At 71.0% G+C, this 16042-nt stretch carries 15 protein-coding genes; 5 read left to right on the forward strand and 10 right to left on the reverse strand.

Translation table 11 applies throughout. From position 1 onward, the window contains the following. Window positions 1-115 precede the first annotated feature (115 nt). On the reverse strand, window positions 116-883 hold the full coding sequence (locus OG892_RS02765) for a TetR/AcrR family transcriptional regulator (protein ID WP_371628363.1): 768 nt from the start codon (window positions 881-883) through the stop codon (window positions 116-118). A 127-nt stretch (window positions 884-1010) separates the two neighbouring features. Between OG892_RS02765 and OG892_RS02770 the strand changes: the two genes are divergently transcribed. Continuing rightward, window positions 1011-1463 (forward strand): nitroreductase family deazaflavin-dependent oxidoreductase, encoded by a 453-nt coding sequence (locus tag OG892_RS02770; protein ID WP_073738132.1) that lies wholly within the window; start codon window positions 1011-1013, stop codon window positions 1461-1463. Window positions 1464-1509: 46 nt separating this feature from the next. Here OG892_RS02770 and OG892_RS02775 read toward each other — a convergent pair whose 3' ends face one another. Then, entirely contained in the window at window positions 1510-2727 is a 1218-nt protein-coding gene (locus tag OG892_RS02775; protein WP_079193607.1) for a geranylgeranyl reductase family protein, read from the reverse strand. Window positions 2728-2910: 183 nt separating this feature from the next. Between OG892_RS02775 and OG892_RS02780 the strand changes: the two genes are divergently transcribed. After that, window positions 2911-4275, forward strand: coding sequence for a dipeptidase (locus OG892_RS02780; RefSeq protein ID WP_371628364.1), 1365 nt, complete (start codon window positions 2911-2913; stop codon window positions 4273-4275). A 139-nt stretch (window positions 4276-4414) separates the two neighbouring features. Here the strand turns inward: OG892_RS02780 and OG892_RS02785 are convergent, their stop codons facing one another. Further along, a complete protein-coding gene (locus tag OG892_RS02785) occupies window positions 4415-5452 on the reverse strand; it encodes an NUDIX hydrolase (protein ID WP_073738109.1) in 1038 nt (345 codons plus the stop codon). Between the two features lie 889 nt (window positions 5453-6341). On the opposite strand from OG892_RS02785, the gene OG892_RS02790 reads away from it, so the two are divergent. Then, entirely contained in the window at window positions 6342-6518 is a 177-nt protein-coding gene (locus OG892_RS02790) for a hypothetical protein (protein WP_199884506.1), read from the forward strand. A gap of 102 nt (window positions 6519-6620) precedes the next feature. Here OG892_RS02790 and OG892_RS02795 read toward each other — a convergent pair whose 3' ends face one another. Further along, on the reverse strand, window positions 6621-6887 hold the full coding sequence (locus tag OG892_RS02795) for a hypothetical protein (RefSeq protein WP_024490055.1): 267 nt from the start codon (window positions 6885-6887) through the stop codon (window positions 6621-6623). Window positions 6888-7138: 251 nt separating this feature from the next. Here OG892_RS02795 and OG892_RS02800 point away from each other — a divergent pair, with 251 nt between their 5' ends. Then, window positions 7139-9187 carry an NPCBM/NEW2 domain-containing protein gene (locus OG892_RS02800; RefSeq protein WP_371628365.1) on the forward strand — a complete coding sequence of 683 codons (2049 nt, stop codon included), beginning with the start codon at window positions 7139-7141 and terminating at the stop codon, window positions 9185-9187. 98 nt (window positions 9188-9285) lie between these two features. Here the strand turns inward: OG892_RS02800 and OG892_RS02805 are convergent, their stop codons facing one another. After that, entirely contained in the window at window positions 9286-10251 is a 966-nt protein-coding gene (locus OG892_RS02805) for an ROK family protein (RefSeq protein ID WP_371628366.1), read from the reverse strand. A 183-nt stretch (window positions 10252-10434) separates the two neighbouring features. Between OG892_RS02805 and OG892_RS02810 the strand changes: the two genes are divergently transcribed. Next, the gene (locus OG892_RS02810; RefSeq protein ID WP_328868023.1) at window positions 10435-11463 is read left to right on the forward strand and encodes a LacI family DNA-binding transcriptional regulator; all 1029 of its coding nucleotides are present in this window, start codon (window positions 10435-10437) and stop codon (window positions 11461-11463) included. 31 nt (window positions 11464-11494) lie between these two features. Here the strand turns inward: OG892_RS02810 and OG892_RS02815 are convergent, their stop codons facing one another. The 5 genes from OG892_RS02815 to OG892_RS02835 all read right to left on the reverse strand — a co-directional run bounded on the left by OG892_RS02815 (window position 11495) and on the right by OG892_RS02835 (window position 16005). Then, a complete protein-coding gene (locus OG892_RS02815; protein WP_073738114.1) occupies window positions 11495-12793 on the reverse strand; it encodes an aldolase/citrate lyase family protein in 1299 nt (432 codons plus the stop codon). Between the two features lie 169 nt (window positions 12794-12962). Next, on the reverse strand, window positions 12963-13925 hold the full coding sequence (locus OG892_RS02820; RefSeq protein ID WP_327335428.1) for an electron transfer flavoprotein subunit alpha/FixB family protein: 963 nt from the start codon (window positions 13923-13925) through the stop codon (window positions 12963-12965). Between the two features lie 60 nt (window positions 13926-13985). Further along, complete coding sequence (locus OG892_RS02825) at window positions 13986-14771, reverse strand: electron transfer flavoprotein subunit beta/FixA family protein (protein ID WP_328865008.1); 786 nt, start codon at window positions 14769-14771, stop codon at window positions 13986-13988. A gap of 201 nt (window positions 14772-14972) precedes the next feature. Next, window positions 14973-15479 carry a flavin reductase family protein gene (locus OG892_RS02830; protein ID WP_073736021.1) on the reverse strand — a complete coding sequence of 169 codons (507 nt, stop codon included), beginning with the start codon at window positions 15477-15479 and terminating at the stop codon, window positions 14973-14975. Window positions 15480-15678: 199 nt separating this feature from the next. Further along, window positions 15679-16005 (reverse strand): thioredoxin family protein, encoded by a 327-nt coding sequence (locus tag OG892_RS02835; protein ID WP_073736022.1) that lies wholly within the window; start codon window positions 16003-16005, stop codon window positions 15679-15681. Window positions 16006-16042 lie beyond the last annotated feature (37 nt).

Below are 16042 nucleotides of genomic sequence, written 5' to 3' on the forward strand. Positions count from 1 at the left end.
TGTGGAGTACGGAGAACGGGGACGGCGGGGCGGGGCGGGACAGCTTAGCGGGGCCGGGACAGCCTCGCCGGGCGGCCGGGCGGGCGGGCGGCCGGGCGGGGCGAGGGCTCAGCGCTCAGCGCCGCGCCCGGCCGTTCCGCCGCACTGGGCCCGCCGTGTCCGCCGTGCCGCGCGCCGCCGTGCCCAGCAGGCCGACCGTGCGGCCCAGCTCCTCGACGGCCTGGCGGAAGAAGGCCGCCCTGGCCTCGACCACCCGGTCGAACTGGCCGAAGATCTCGAACGACACCAGTCCGAACAGCTGCGCCCAGGCGGCGACGATCGATGGGGCGACGGCGGGGGGCAGGACGGGGGCCAGGTCTGCGGCGAGCCGCTCGGCCTCGGGGCGCAGTTCCTCGGTGAGCGGCGGCAGCGCGAGCCCCACCTCTCGGTGGGCGTCCTCGACAACGGCGATGAGGACGAGGCCGACGCGCGACGCGGGCGCGATGGTGGCCTGCGGCGCCGTGTAGCCGGGCACCGGCGAACCGTAGATCAGGGCGTACTCGTGGGGGTGCGCCAGCGCCCAGTCGCGAACGGCACAGGCGACCGCGACCCAGCGGGCCAGATGCGCGGCGGGCGCGGAGCCGTCCGGGGCGGCGGCCCGGTGGGCGTTCTCCGCGACCTCGCCCACGGAGTCGTACGCATCGACGATCAGGGCCGTGAGCAGTTCGTCGCGGCTGGGGAAATAGCGGTAGAGGGCGGAGGAGACCATGCCGAGCTCCCGCGCCACCGCGCGCAGCGAGAGCTTGGCCGCTCCTTCGGCGGCGAGTTGCCTGCGCGCTTCGTCCTTGATGGCGGCGGTGACCTCGATACGGGCCCGTTCCCTGGCTCCCCTGATGGCGCTCATGGGCCGCATTCTGTCACGCGATCAGAGCGTCGACCAATAACGAGAGCGGCGCTCTTGCTTCGGAGCGCCACTCTCGTGCACACTGATCTCAAGCGAGAGCACCGCTCTCCGAACAGTGGGGGTCACCATGTCGCAGGCTTACTACCTTCAGGGAAGCCCGCTCACCGTCCGCCTGAACAGCTTCGTCGGCCGGCTCGCCCGGCACGGCGTCAGTCTGCTCGGTACCCAGGAGTTGTCGGTCCGCGGACGCAAGAGCGGCCGGATGCAGCGCATCCCCGTGAACCCTCACCACCACGAGGGCGCTCAGTACCTGGTCTCGGCACGCGGCCACTCGCAGTGGGTGCGCAACATGCGGGCCGCGGGCGGCGGCGAACTGCGCAAGGGCCGCGGCAGTCACGCCTTCACCGCCGTGGAGATCGCGGACGACGAGCAGAAGGTGATCGTCGTCCGCGCCTACCTGAAGCGCTGGGGCTGGGAGGTCAATCAGTACTTCCAGGGCATCACGGCGAAGTCGACGGATGCCGAGCTCCTCGCGGCCTGCCCCGACCACCCCGTCTTCCGGATCACCGTCGAGGACTGACCGGACGGCCAACCCCGACGGCGCTCCGCCCCCCGCACCGCGACGGCTACGTGCGGTCCATCGTCGACAGCGCCCGCTGCGCCAGCGGATGCGAACGGACCAGTTCGGCCAGCGAAGTCGTTCCCCGGGTGATCCCCGCGAACGCGTTCCACGCCGGACGGAATCCCGTCAGCACCGCGTGCAGCAGACCCGGGCGGCGCTCGAAGAGCTTCAGCATCCGCCGCCCCACGCTCATCTCGACACCCAGCCCGGCCTTGATGGCGAAGGCGTAGTTGAGCGCCTGGCGGCGGGCGTCCACCGCGTCGTGCGACTCCGCGACCCGGACCGCCCACTCCCCGGCGAGCCGTCCGGAACGCAGCGCGAACGAGATGCCCTCGCGGGTCCACGGCTCCAGCAGACCGGCCGCGTCACCGCATACGAGCACACGGCCGCGCGACAGCGGCGAGTCGTCGCTGCGGCAGCGCGTCAGATGGCCGGAGGAGATCTTCGGCTCGAAGCCGGCCAGGCCGAGCCGCGCGACGAAGTCCTCCAGGTACCGCTTCGTTCCGCCACCGTCGCCGCGCGCCGAGATCACACCGACCGTCAGGGTGTCGCCCTTGGGGAAGACCCAGCCGTAACTGCCGGGCATCGGGCCCCAGTCGATCAGGACCCGGCCGGCCCAGTCATCCGCGACCGTCTGCGGAACGGGGATCTCCGCCTCCAGGCCGAGGTCCACCTGATCCAGCTTCACCCCGACATGGGCCCCTATCCGCCCGGCACTGCCGTCCGCGCCCACCACCGCACGGGCCAGGACGGTCTCACCGCCGGACAGCACGACCGCGACCGTGCGCCGGTCGGGCACCGCGGCACCGTGCTGCTCCACCCGGGACACCGTCGCCCCGGTGCGTAGTTCGGCTCCGGCCTTCTGCGCCTCCTCGACCAGCCCCGCGTCGAACTCGGGGCGGTTGATCAGCCCGAAGAGCATGCGCTTGGAGCGGCGGGTCCGCGAGAGCCTGCCGTTCAGCGAGAACGTGACCGCGTGGATCCGGTCCCGCAACGGCAGTTCGAATCCGGGCGGCAGCGAATCACGCGAGTACCCGATGATTCCGCCGCCGCATGTTTTGTAACGGGGCAGTTCCGCCTTCTCCAGCAGCAGCACCCGACGGCCGGCTACCGCCGCCGCGTATGCCGCGGAGGCGCCCGCCGGTCCGGCGCCGACTACGACGACATCCCACACGGACGACTCTTCGTGCTCATGTCCGGCGTCTGCGTTCTCGCTGCTCACGATGTGCTTCTGCTCCCGATCCGACCAGTGGCCCAAGCTGCTCACGGCATCCTACGGCGCGTTCGGGCCAACCCCTGCTGTGGGAGGATCGACCGTGCCTCCGTCGTCACCACAACGCCGCGTTCGCGGCGTTCAAGTACACGGATTCGTACCTATAACGTCGCACCTGCTAGGAGCGTGCCCATGACCGCCCATCCGATTTCCGAAACCATCGCCTCACTGATGCCCCGCGCCAAGGCGGAGCTCACCGAGCTGGTGGCCTTCCAGTCGGTGGCGGATCCCGCTGTGTACCCCAGGAGTGAGTGCGACGCCGCGGCCGAGTGGGTCGCCGGGGCGCTGCGCGACGAGGATTTCCAGGACGTCGCCCTGCTCGACACCCCGGACGGCAGCAAGGCCGTCTACGGCTTCCTGCCCGGTCCGGCCGGAGCGCCCACGGTGCTGCTCTACGCGCACTACGACGTGCAGCCGCCGCTCGACGAGTCCGCCTGGCTCTCCCCGCCGTTCGAGCTGACCGAACGCGACGGCCGCTGGTTCGGCCGGGGCTCCGCCGACTGCAAGGGCGGCTTCGTCATGCACCTCCTCGCGCTGCGCGCCCTCAAGGCGAACGGCGGGGTGCCGGTCTCTGTGAAGGTGATAGCCGAGGGCTCCGAGGAGCAGGGCACCGGCGGCCTCGAGCAGTACGCGCAGGCCCATCCGGAACTGCTCGCCGCGGACACCGTGGTGATCGGCGACACCGGCAACTTCCGCGCCGGTCTGCCGACGGTCACCTCGACCCTGCGCGGGATGACGATGCTGCGGGTGAGTCTCGACACCCTCGAAGGGAACCTCCACTCCGGGCAGTTCGGCGGCGCCGCGCCCGACGCGCTGGCCGCGATGATCCAGCTGCTCGCGTCGCTGCGCGCAGCGGACGGCACGACGACCGTCGACGGCCTCACCACCGACACGAAGTGGGACGGCCTCCAGTACCCCGAGGCGGACTTCCGCAAGGACGCGAAGGTGCTGGACGGGGTGGAACTGATCAGCACGGGTACGGTCGCTGACCGGATCTGGGCACGGCCGGCCGTCACGGTGATCGGGATCGACTGCCCGCCCGTCGTCGGCGCGACGCCGTCGGTGCAGGCGAGCGCGCGGGCCCAGATCAGCCTCCGGGTGCCGCCGGGCGGCGACGCCGACGAGGCGACGAAGCTGCTCACCGCGCATCTCCTGTCGCGCGCCCCGTGGGGTGCCAGGGTGTCGGTCGAGCAGGTCGGCCAGGGGCAGCCCTTCCGCGCCGACGTCTCCAGCCCGGCGTACACGGCGATGGCGGACGCCATGCGGGTGGCGTATCCCGGCGAGGAGATGCAGTCCTCCGGCATGGGTGGCTCGATCCCGCTCTGCAACGCGCTCGCCGAGCTGTACCCGGAGGCGGAGATCCTGCTGATCGGGCTGAGCGAGCCCGAGGCGCAGATCCACGCGGTGAACGAGAGCGTGTCGCCCAAGGAGCTGGAACGGATGTCAGTGGCCGAGGCGCTGTTCCTGCGCAACTACGCCGCCTCCAAGAAGGCCTGAGCGCCCGGTCAGCGACCCGCCGGACTGCCGGACCGTGGCCCGCTCACCGCGTACCGGCCCCGCCGCCACGCGGTGGGCGATGCGCGCCCAGCTCGTGGATCCGTGCGGTGGACGTCCGCCGCACGGATCGCGTCGGGGCTCAGCCCACCGGGACTCCGGCCTCCAGGTTGAACACAGCCGACTTCTCGCGGGCACGCAGCGCCCAGCGCAGCCGTTCGTAGCGTGCGGGCGGCAGCATCGTGGCCGCCTCCGCCTCGGTGACGAACCGCCAGCCGCGCAGTTCGGAACCGGGCAGCACCAGCCGCTCGACGTCCCGGCCCGGCAGCAGGCCACCGTCGAAGAGCAGCCGCAGTCCGCCGTATCCGGGCGGCTCTGGCGCCTCCCAGTCGATGATCAGCAGTCTCGGTATTCGTTCGAGCTGTATCCCTATCTCCTCCGCGACCTCCCTGATCCCGGCACGGGCCGGTGCCTCGCCCGACTCGACGACGCCACCGGGGAACTCCCAGCCGGGCTTGTAGGTGGGGTCGACGAGCAGCACCCGGCCCTCCTCGTCGAAGAGCAGCACACCGGCCGCGACGGTCTCCGCGGTCGGATCGGGTGTCTGCACGATCCCGCAGGCCGGGGCCGCCCCGGTGTGCACGGCCTCGGCTATCCGTGCGGCCGTCTCCCGAGGGGTGAGGGCGCTGTTGTCGATGGTGTGGGCGTCCCCGGCGATCCAGTCGAGCGCCGACAGGTAGGGCCCGATGTGCTCGTACGCCCACTGCCGGACCTGGTCGCTGTGTTCGGGATCGTCGGCGGCTTCCACGCGGTCGGCGATCCGCTGTCGCAGGATCGTTTCCTCAGGTGAGAGCAGCACATGGCGCACCGCAATGCGCCGGGAGGCGAGCCCTCCGAAGATCTCGTCGCGATACTCCTGTCGCAGCAGCGTCATCGGCACCACCAGCACCCCACCGACCTCGGCGAGCAGGGCCGCCGCGGTGTCCACCACCAGACGCCGCCAGATCGGCAGGTCCTGGAAGTCGGTCACCTCGGCGAGCTTCTTCTGGGGCAGCAGACTGCGCAGCCCCGCACCGGTCAGTTCCGGGTCGTAGAAGGTGCTGTTCGGGATCAGATCGATCAGTTCGCGCGCGGCGCTGGTCTTCCCCGCGCTGAACGCACCGTTGATCCAGACGATCATTCGTACTCCAATACGGGAAGGCCGCCGAACAGGGACGGAGCAGCATCGTGCAAGTCACCTGGGAGCGGCATGGGAAAATTAGGCGTCCACAACCCCGCACCCACTACTTCTTTCTCCCATTCGCGCTGAAGATACTCCACGATCCGCTCCTCCATCGCGACCGTCACCTCGCTGTACACACCCTCCACACCCGGAAGCTCATGCCCCATTCGAGCCTCTACCGCCACGCGCGGACCACCGACGCCTCCCCGCTGCCGGACGGCACCGCGAGCACCTGCCGTCCGCGCGGCCGAGGCCGCTGCCGCAGGCCAATTCGCCGAGGTGGCCCGGCGGCAGGGCCGCAAAGGCACGATGACCTCACTCCTCCACCCCGCAACCGAACCAGACGCAGAAGACCTGACGAGGCACTACGAGTCTTCTGCCGGCGCCGGAAGACCGAGCGCACGGTCTCCCACGGAACGCCCCGCTCGGGAACGTCCAGCCAGGGTGAGCCGGTTCTCGCCAGCCACCAGATGGCGCCGCCTGCGGCGACGGTTCGGCCGCTAGCGGCCAATGCGCCGACGTGCTGCCGCCCCAACTGTGTAGCCGGCGCGCTCGGTGATTACTTCTCAGGGCAGCAGAGCAACCGGTGCACCGGAACGCCCCGCCCGTGGTGAGGACCTGCCGGCGGTGCTCGATACGCAGCGGGTCCTCAGCGATCAGGTAGTCGGCGAGCTCTTGGCCGGCGGCGCGGACGGTGTCGGCGTGGGGCGACGGGAGGGGCCTCCAGGGATGTGGTCTGCGGCCGAGGAGGTCCTGGGGTACGGGAAGCGGCGCCCACGGAGGCCGTGACGGGGACCGCCCGGACGTCGTTGGAGCGGGCAGCAGAACGAACGACAGGGGATGGACCGTGCTTCGCACCGTGCTTGAGCAGTTCCCCGCAGGGGGCCCGCGGGGCAGTTGGCCGGCTGAGGAGTTCGCGGCGGCGCGCCGCGGCGAGGGTGTCGCGGCGGAGGTCGTGATGGATCTGGAGCAGGACGCGTTCCTGGTGGTCGTGCCTCAGCAGCATCCGGACCGGGGCCGCTGAGCACCGGGACACCGCCCAGCCGTTATCCGGGCACCCGAAGCCTTCCGGTTGCCGGAGCGGCGGGACAGCGCGGCCGGGAACGCGCGGAACACGCCCCGCCCCTCAGGGCGTGTCGCCCCGCCAGTCCCACTTGTACGGCTCGTTCGGCCTCGGTCCGTACTCGGCTCTGCCGCCGGCCCCGTAGGAGCCGATCTCGGTGATCAGGGCGGAGCCGTCCGCGAGGGCGACCTCCGTCCAGCCGGTCACGTCCAGCAGTAGCCCGTCGAGCGGGCCGCCCACCAGCTCCCGGTAGACCCGCCCCGGCCGGGGCCCCGGGTCGGGGTCGTCGTGATCGGCGCCGTACACGCGCCGCCGCATGATCTCGTCCATACCAGCAGGATCGCACCGACCACTGACAACTTCCTCGGTCGGCGGGCCCGGATGACTCGATCGGGGGCTTGTCCGCCCGCCGGACAGTCCCCAGGGGGCAGCACCCACGGTGCCGGTCAAGGGCTTTGACGAGATACCAAACAAACGACATCGCCCCTCTTCCAACATAGTTCAACACGCTCTAACGTAATCGCTCGTATTGGCGTGCACATGCCGTCAGTGATTTGGCACGAGTCCGGAGGAACGTAACGATGCGTCATCTTCCAGCCCGTACAACCCGCACAGGCCCCCGCAGAGTCATCGGAGCGCTGACCGCAGGCCTCCTGTGCGCGGCGGGGATCGCCTTCCCCGCCGCCGCGGACTCCCCGGGACCCGCGCCCGCCCCGCCCTCCGCGGCGGGCGCGAAGGCGGACAACGGTCTTGCCCTCACACCGCCCATGGGGTTCAACAACTGGAACTCGACCCATTGCCGGGCCGAGTTCAACGAGTCGATGGTCAAGGGCATCGCGGACATCTTCGTCGAGAAGGGCCTCAAGGACGCCGGCTACCAGTACATCAATCTGGATGACTGCTGGGCCGTACCGCAGCGCAACGCGGACGGCAAACTGGAGGCCGATCCGGCGCGGTTCCCGAACGGCATCAAAGCCGTCGCGGACTACGTCCACTCAAAGGGCCTGAAGCTCGGCATCTACACCAGCGCGGGCACGAAGACCTGCGACAGTGTCGGACTTCCCGGCGCGCTCGGCCATGAGTACAGCGATGCGCAGCAGTTCGCGGACTGGGGCGTCGACTACCTCAAGTACGACAACTGCAACAACCAGGGCGTCGACGCGAAAGAACGCTATACGACGATGCGGGACGCGCTTGCCGCAACCGGCCGGCCCATCGTCTACAGCATCTGCGAATGGGGGGAGAACAAGCCCTGGGAATGGGCGGCGGATCTCGGCAACCTCTGGCGCACGACGGGCGACATCAACGACAGCTGGAGCAGCATGCTGTCGATCATGAAGCAGAACCTGCCGCTGGCCTCCGCAGCGGGACCGGGACACTGGAACGACCCCGACATGCTGGAGGTCGGGAACGGCGGGATGACGGACACCGAGTACCGCACCCACTTCTCCATGTGGTCGGTGATGGCCGCGCCGCTGCTCATCGGCTCCGATCTGCGCAAGGCGACGCCCGAGACGTTCGACATCCTCTCCAACCACGAGGTCATCGCGGTCGACCAGGACCCGCTGGGCAAGCAGGGGACCGTGCTCTCCTCCGACGAGGGGCGCTGGGTCGTCGCCAAGGAACTGCAGGACGGCAGCCGGGCGGTGGCGCTGTTCAACGAGACCGGGAGCGCACAGCGGATCTCGACGACGGCAGCGGCGGCGGGCTTGCCGCGAGCGGCCGCCTACACGATGCGCGACCTGTGGGAGCACACGGACTACAACACCGCGGGCGACATCTCGGCGACCGTCCCGGCGCACGGCACCGTACTGCTGCGCGTGACCGCCGGCAACGCGTGGGCCTCGCATCCCCCGGCCACCGAACTGGGTCTGAAGGGCAGCCCGCTGGTCGAGGCCGGACGTACGTCCGCGCTGACGACGACGGTCACCGACCTGGGCCGCACACCCGCGCTGAACGTCTCGGCGGCCCTCACCGGACCGTCGGGCTGGCAGGTCAGCGCGGGCTCGGCGACGACCGCCGCCGCGCTGCCCACCGGACGGGCGCTGACCACGCGCTGGCGGGTGACGCCCCCGGCCGGCACCGCGACCGGCAGCTACGACCTGACACTCACCGCGCAGTACCGCTCCCCCACCGGCAAACGGGTCCGGTCCTCGATGCCCTTCCAGGCCCATGTGGTGGTGCCGCCACCGGCCGGCGACGGCTACCTGAGCGATCTGCCGCAGCTGTCCGCCTCCAACGGCTACGGGCCGGTCGAGAAGGACACCAGCAACGGTGAGAGCGCTGCGGGCGACGGGAACCCGCTCACCATCGGCGGCGAGGTGTACGCGAAGGGACTGGGCGTGCACGCGGACAGCACCGTCGAGTTCTACGCGGGCGGCGCGTGCAGCGCCGTGACGGCCCGGGTCGGCGTGGACGACGAGAAGGGCGCCAAGGGGAGCGTGGCCTTCGCGATCTATGCGGACGGTACGAAGGCGGCCTCCACCGGGGTGCTGACCAACGCGATGCCGGCGCAGCCCGTCTCGGCGGACGTGGCCGGCGCGCAGGTCGTCCGTCTCGTCGTCACCGACGGCGGGGACGGCGACGACTCCGACCACGCGGACTGGGGGGATCTCCGGATCACCTGCTGACCGGGAAGCCGGGTGCCCTCCGCACGGAGGGCACCCGGCCCGTGAGGCCGTGCCGCGTGGTCCCGACCGGTCGGGACCACGCGGCACGGCCTCACGGGTCAGTACACCTGGACCGGAACCACGCCGTCCGTGCCCGTGCGGACCGCGTACGCCGCGGCGGCCGCGCCCACCAGTCCGGCGTCGTTGCCCATGACCGCGGGCGCCACGGCCAGCTGCTGGACGAACGAGAGCGTGGCGTAGCGGCGCAGGGCGCTGCGCAGCGGGGCGAACAGGATGTCGCCCGCACCGGCCACTCCCCCGCCGATCACCGCGATGTCGATCTCGACGAGGGTCGCCGTCGCGGCGATGCCCGCGGCCAGGGCCTGCGCGGCCCGCTCGAAGGAGGCCACCGCCAGCGGGTCCCCCGCCCTCGCCGCCACCGCGACCGCCGCGGCGGAGGTGTCGCCGTCCGGGCCGGGCAGCCAGCCGCTCTCCAGGGCCCTGCGGGCGATGTTGGGGCCGCTGGCGATGCGCTCGACGCAGCCGCGCGAACCGCACGGGCAGGGATCGCCGTCCAGGTCGACGCTGATGTGGCCGATGTGACCCGCGTTGCCGCTCGGGCCGGGGCGGAGGGTGCCGCCGAGGACGAGCCCGCCGCCGACGCCGGTAGAGACCACCATGCACAGCGCGTTGTCGTAGCCGCGGGCCGCGCCCAGCCAGTGCTCGGCCGCGGTCATCGCGACCCCGTCACCGACCAGCTCGACCGGCAGCCCGCCGGTCGCCCGGCTCACCCGCTCCACCAGCGGGAAGTCGCGCCAGCCTGGCACGTTGACCGGGCTGACCGTCCCGGCGGAGGCGTCCACGGGGCCCGCGCTGCCGATCCCGACGGCCGATGCCCGTCCCCACAGCGGGGAGCGGGTCAGCTCGGCGAGCACGTCGGCGACCGCGTCCATCACCTTGTCCCCGCTCTCGCGGGCGGGCGTCGCGCGCTGCGCGCGTACGAGGAGCTTGCCGTTGCCGTCGACCAACGCTCCGGCGATCTTGGTGCCGCCGATGTCCAGCGCGGCTACGAGGTCGGTATGCATCGGTGTGGGCTCCGGATGGTGAGGCAGTGGGACCTGCGGCTTCAGTGAATAGTCTGCATAGTCTCCATTCAGCTGACAACGTTGTCCAGGGCCTATGCTCAAGGCCACAGCCTCCGGCACCCCCACGCGGTACCCTCCGTGGCCCCGCCGGACCGCCCGCACCCGACGACAGGACAGCGCACCGTGGCCGAGACCACCCGTCACCCCGAGCCCCGCTACGGCAACCGGCCGACCATGAAGGACGTGGCCGCGCGCGCCGGAGTGGGACTCAAGACGGTCTCCCGGGTGGTCAACAGCGAGCCGGGCGTCACACCCGACACCGAGCGCCGGGTGCAGGAGGCCATCGACGCGCTGGGCTTCCGCCGCAACGACAGCGCGCGGGTGCTGCGCAAGGGCCGCACCGCTTCCATCGGCCTCGTCCTGGAGGACCTCGCGGACCCCTTCTACGGGCCGCTGAGCCGCGCCGTGGAGGAAGTGGCACGCGCGCACGGCGCCCTGCTCATCAACGGTTCGAGCGCCGAGGACCCGGAGCGTGAGCAGGAGCTCGTCCTCGCGCTGTGCGCGCGCCGGGTCGACGGGCTCATCGTGATTCCGGCCGGCGACGACCACCGCTACCTGGAGCAGGAGATAAAGGCAGGCATCGCGACCGTCTTCGTGGACCGTCCTGCCGGCCGGATCGATGCCGACATGGTGCTCTCCGACAGCTTCGGCGGCGCCCGCCAGGGCGTCGCCCACCTGATCGCGCACGGCCACCGCCGGATCGGCTTCATCGGCGACCAGCCCCGCATCCACACCGCCACCGAGCGGCTGCGCGGGTACCACACCGCCATGACGGACGCCGGGATAACCGTGCGGGACTCCTGGGTCTCCCTGGGCTCGACGGAACCCGAGCGGGTCCGCCTGGCGACCGAGACGATGCTGTCGGGGCCGGAGCCGGTCACCGCGCTCTTCTCGGGCAACAACCGCGTGACGGTGACCGTGGTGCGGGTCCTGGCCGACCGGGAGCACCCGGTCGCCCTGGTCGGTTTCGACGACATCGAGCTCGCGGACCTGCTCGGCATCACCGTCATCTCCCAGGACGCCGCGGCCGTCGGCCGTACCGCGGCCGAACACCTCTTCCGCCGCCTCGACGGCGCCGACCACGCCCCGGTGCGGGTGGAGCTGCCCACCAGGCTCGTCGCACGCGGTTCCGGCGAACTGCGGCCGTCCTGAGCGGCGGCCGCAGTTCGGCAGGCGGTAGCGGCTACGGCGCGGTGACCGTCAGCCCGCCGCGCCGCGGTGAGGCGAAGGCGTCCAGGTCCGCGCGGGTCAGCCCGGTCAGCCGGGCCACCTCTGCGGTGTCCAGCGCTCCGCAGTCGATGCCGCGCAGCAGGTAGCCGCTGAGCGCCTTGGCGGTGGCGGGTTCGTCCATCACGTCGCCGCCCGCCTTCGCCACGTACGCGGCGAGCCGGGCCGCGGCCTGCTCCAGTCCCTCGCGGTAGAAGGTGTAGACGGCCGCGTACCGGGTCGGCAGGTGGGCCGGGTGCATGTCCCAGCCCTGGTAGTAGGCGCGCGCCAGCGCGCGCCGGGTGAGCCCGTAGTGCAGCCGCCAGGCTTCGTGGACCTGCTCGCTCCGGCCGACGGGGAGGACGTTGGTCGAGCCGTCGGAGACCCGTACGCCGGTGCCGGCGGCGGCCACCTGCATGACGGCCTTCGCGTGGTCGGCCGCCGGGTGGTCGCTCGCCTGGTAGGCGGCGCTGACGCCGACGCAGGCGCTGTAGTCGAACGTGCCGTAGTGCAGACCGGTCGCGCGGCCCTGCGCCGCGTCGATCATCCGGGCGACCGCGGCGGTGCCGTCGGCGGCCAGGATCGACTGACTGGTCTCGATCTGGATCTCGAAGCCGATCCGTCCGGCGGGCAGGCCGTGCGCCTTCTCGAAGGCTTCGAGGAGGCGCACGAAGGCGGTGACCTGTTCCGGGTAGGTCACCTTCGGCAGGGTGAGCACCAGGCCGTCGGGAAGCCCGCCCGCCTGCATCAGGCCGGTGAGGAAGACGTCCGTGGTGCGGATGGCCCGGTCCCGTACGGCGGCTTCCATGCACTTCATCCGGATGCCCATGTACGGGGCGGCCGTGCCGTTCCCGTACGCGTCGGCCACCAGCCGGGCCGCGCGGGCCACGGCCTCGTCCTCCTCCGCGTCGGAGCGGGGCCCGTAGCCGTCCTCGAAGTCGATCCGCAGGTCCTCGACGGGCTCCCGCTCCAGCTTGGCGCGCACCCGGTCGTGGACGGCCCCGGCGAGCTCGTCCGGGATGCCGAGAACCGCGGCGAGGGAGGCCGCGTCGGGGGCGTGCTCGTCGAGCGCCTGCAGCGCCTGGTCGCCCCAGGAACGGATGGTGCCGGCGGTGAAGGTGTCCCCCGGTACGTAGACCGTGTGGACGGGCTGACGGGTCCCGGGGTCGCCGGGGTAGCGGCGGGCGAGTTCGGCGTCCACCTCCGTGAGGGAGGCGCTGATCCCGTCGCTGACCGCTCCGGCGAGACTCGTCGCCACCTTCTCCTGCTGACCCATTTCCGCACCCTCCACACTCTCGCTGTTTCCGCTTCCCGGAATCAACAATCCGTATAGTGAAGTTATAAGGCCGCCGTACCTGCGTCAATGGTGATCGGAAACGGTGCGGGGCCGCGCGGTGTGTTCACCGTGCGGCCCCGGGCCGTTGGACTGTGGTGCGGGTGAGGGGTCAGCCCTTGCGGGCGGTGACCTCGTCGGTCAGCTGCGGCACGACGTTGAAGAGGTCACCCACCACGCCGTAGTCGACGAGGTCGAAGATCGGCGCCTCCGCGTCCTTGTTGATCGCGACGATCGTCTTCGACGTCTGCATCCCGGCCCGGTGCTGGATCGCACCCGAGATACCCGACGCGATGTACAGCTGCGGCGAGACGGACTTACCGGTCTGGCCGACCTGGTTGGTGTGCGGGTACCAGCCCGCGTCCACCGCCGCCCGTGAGGCACCGACCGCCGCACCCAGCGAGTCCGCGAGCGCCTCGATCACCGCGAAGTTCTCCGCACCGTTGACACCCCGGCCACCCGAGACCACGATCGCGGCCTCCGTCAGCTCCGGACGCCCCGTCGACTCACGCGGGGTCCGGGAGACGACCTTCGTACCCGTGGCCTGCGCCGAGAACGACACCGTCAGGGCCTCGACGGCACCGGCCGCCGCAGCCGCCTCGACCGGGGCCGAGTTCGGCTTGACCGTGACAACCGGGACACCCCTGGAAACACGGGACCTGGTGGTGTACGAGGCGGCGAACGCGGCCTGCGTGGCAACCGGGCCCTGATCCCCGGCCTCCAGATCGACGGCGTCGGTGATGACGCCCGACCCGATCCGGACCGCGAGACGGGCCGCGATCTCCTTGGCCTCCGCCGAGGACGGCAGCAGCACCGCGGCCGGCGACACCGCGTCGAAGGCGGCCTGCAGCGCGTCCACCTTCGGCACGACCAGGTAGTCGGCGAACTCCGAGGCATCCGCCGTCAGCACCTTGACCGCACCGTGCTCGGCGAGCGTGGCGGCGGTGTCCGCGGCACCCCGGCCCAGGGCGACAGCGACGGGCTCACCGATACGCCGGGCGAGCGTCAGCAGCTCCAGCGTGGGCTTGCGGACGGCACCGTCCACATGGTCGACATAGACAAGAACTTCAGTCATGGGTCTTCAATCTCCTGCGTGTACGAGAGAGGCGGGGGAGGCGAGGGGGACAGCCGGAACTCAGATGAACTTCTGACCGGCCAGGAACTCCGCCAGCGCCTTGCCGCCCTCGCCCTCGTCCTTCACGATCGTGCCCGCGGTACGGGCCGGACGCGCATCCGCGGAATCGACCACGGTCCAGGAACCGCCCAGACCCACCTCACCGGCCTCGATCCCCAGATCATCCAGATCCAGCGACTCCACCGGCTTCTTCTTCGCCGCCATGATCCCCTTGAACGACGGATACCGGGCCTCGCCCGACTGGTCGGTCACCGACACCACCGCCGGCAACGACGCCTCCAACTGCTCAGAGGCCGTGTCACCGTCCCGACGACCCCGCACGACACCGCCCTCCACCGAAACCTCCGACAGCAGCGTCACCTGCGGCACCCCCAGCCGCTCCGCGAGCAGCGCCGGAACCACACCCATCGTGCCGTCCGTCGACGCCATCCCCGAGATCACCAGGTCGTAACCGGTCTTCTCGACCGCCTTCGCCAGCACCAACGACGTACCGATCACATCCGTGCCGTGCAGATCGTCGTCCTCGACGTGAACAGCCTTGTCCGCACCCATCGACAACGCCTTGCGCAACGCGTCCTTGGCATCCTCCGGACCCACCGTCAACACGGTGACCTCCGCGTCATCGGCCCCGGCCGCGATCTGCAACGCCTGCTCGACCGCGTACTCGTCCAGCTCCGACAACAGCCCGTCGACATCCTCACGATCCAACGTCAGGTCATCGGCGAAATGCCGGTCACCGGTCGCGTCGGGCACGTACTTCACACAGACAACGATCCTCAAGCTCACGCCGGCTCTCCTACTGCATCGTCATTTCCGGGCTGCCTTGTTGCACGCAGCATAGGCGCCTGATGGGGCGATTTCCGGTCGGTGCGACCGACGCTCCGACCGTAATATTACTCGCCAGTACACCCAGTACCTGCCCCATAGGCAAGCGCTCTGAACTGTGATCTGTCCAACGCCGCCCCGCCCCGTGCCACCAAGGCGTTCTCAGTCTCGCAGAGCGGTGAACCGGCCCTGGTGATAGACCAGCGGGCGCCCGGACCCGGCCGGGTCCCCGACCACCGCCTGGGCGATCACGATCCGGTGGTCCCCCGCAGGAATCCGCGCCACGACCCGGCAGACCAGCCATGCCAGCACGCCGTCCAGCAGCGGGACGCCTTCCGGGCCACTGCGCCAATAGGTGGCGGGGCCGAACCGGTCGGCACCGCTGCGCGCGAAGGTGGCGGCCAGTTCCTGCTGATGCTCGCCGAGTATGTGGACCCCTATGTGCTCCGCCTCCGCGACGACCGGCCAGCTGGAGGAGGACGTGCCCACGCCGAAGGAGATGAGCGGCGGCTCGGCGGCCACGGAGTTGAGGGAGGTCGCCGTGAAGCCGACCGGCCGGTCACCGGCGGCGGTGATCACGGCGACCCCGGCGGCGTGCTGCCGGAAGACGGAGCGCAGGAGGTCCGGGGATGCCGTCCGGGCGTTGCCGAGTCCGGGTGATGCCGTCATGGAGGTGTCGTCCTTCTGCGCGTCGGAGGTACGGGGCCGTGGATGCTCAGGCATCCGGACAGCGCGCGCTCGCGCAGCGGGCGAGATCGACGTGGACCCGGCCGTGGAGAAGGAGTACTGGCGGCATAGCGTCAGACTGACGATGACCGGTGGGTGCGGTCAAGACCGTCCCGCAAGGTGGGAGATGCGTCACGGTCCGTCATATCGCCCGCCCCAGCGCGGCCACGACATCGACGGTGCGCGGCTGTCCGGCGGCCCGTTCGACGATCCGGCCGGAGGCGTCGAGCACCAGAACGGTCGGGGTCGCACTGATGCCGAGCTCGCGCACCAGAGTGAGATGCGCCTCGGCGTCGATCTCCACGTGGGTGACGCCTTCGACCATGGCGGCCACCTCGGCGAGCGTGCGACGGGTGGCCCGGCAGGGCTGGCAGAAGGCGCTGGAGAACTGCACGAGGGTCGCCCGCTCCCCCAGTTCCACGCCGAGTTGGGCGATATCCAGTCTGTTCACCCGTACCTGCCCGTCCATCTTCGGCCTCCTGCCAGAGCTCTGCCCAAAGAGTCAG

Origin of the sequence: Streptomyces sp. NBC_00341, from assembly GCF_041435055.1 — a bacterium.
Classification (GTDB): domain Bacteria; phylum Actinomycetota; class Actinomycetes; order Streptomycetales; family Streptomycetaceae; genus Streptomyces.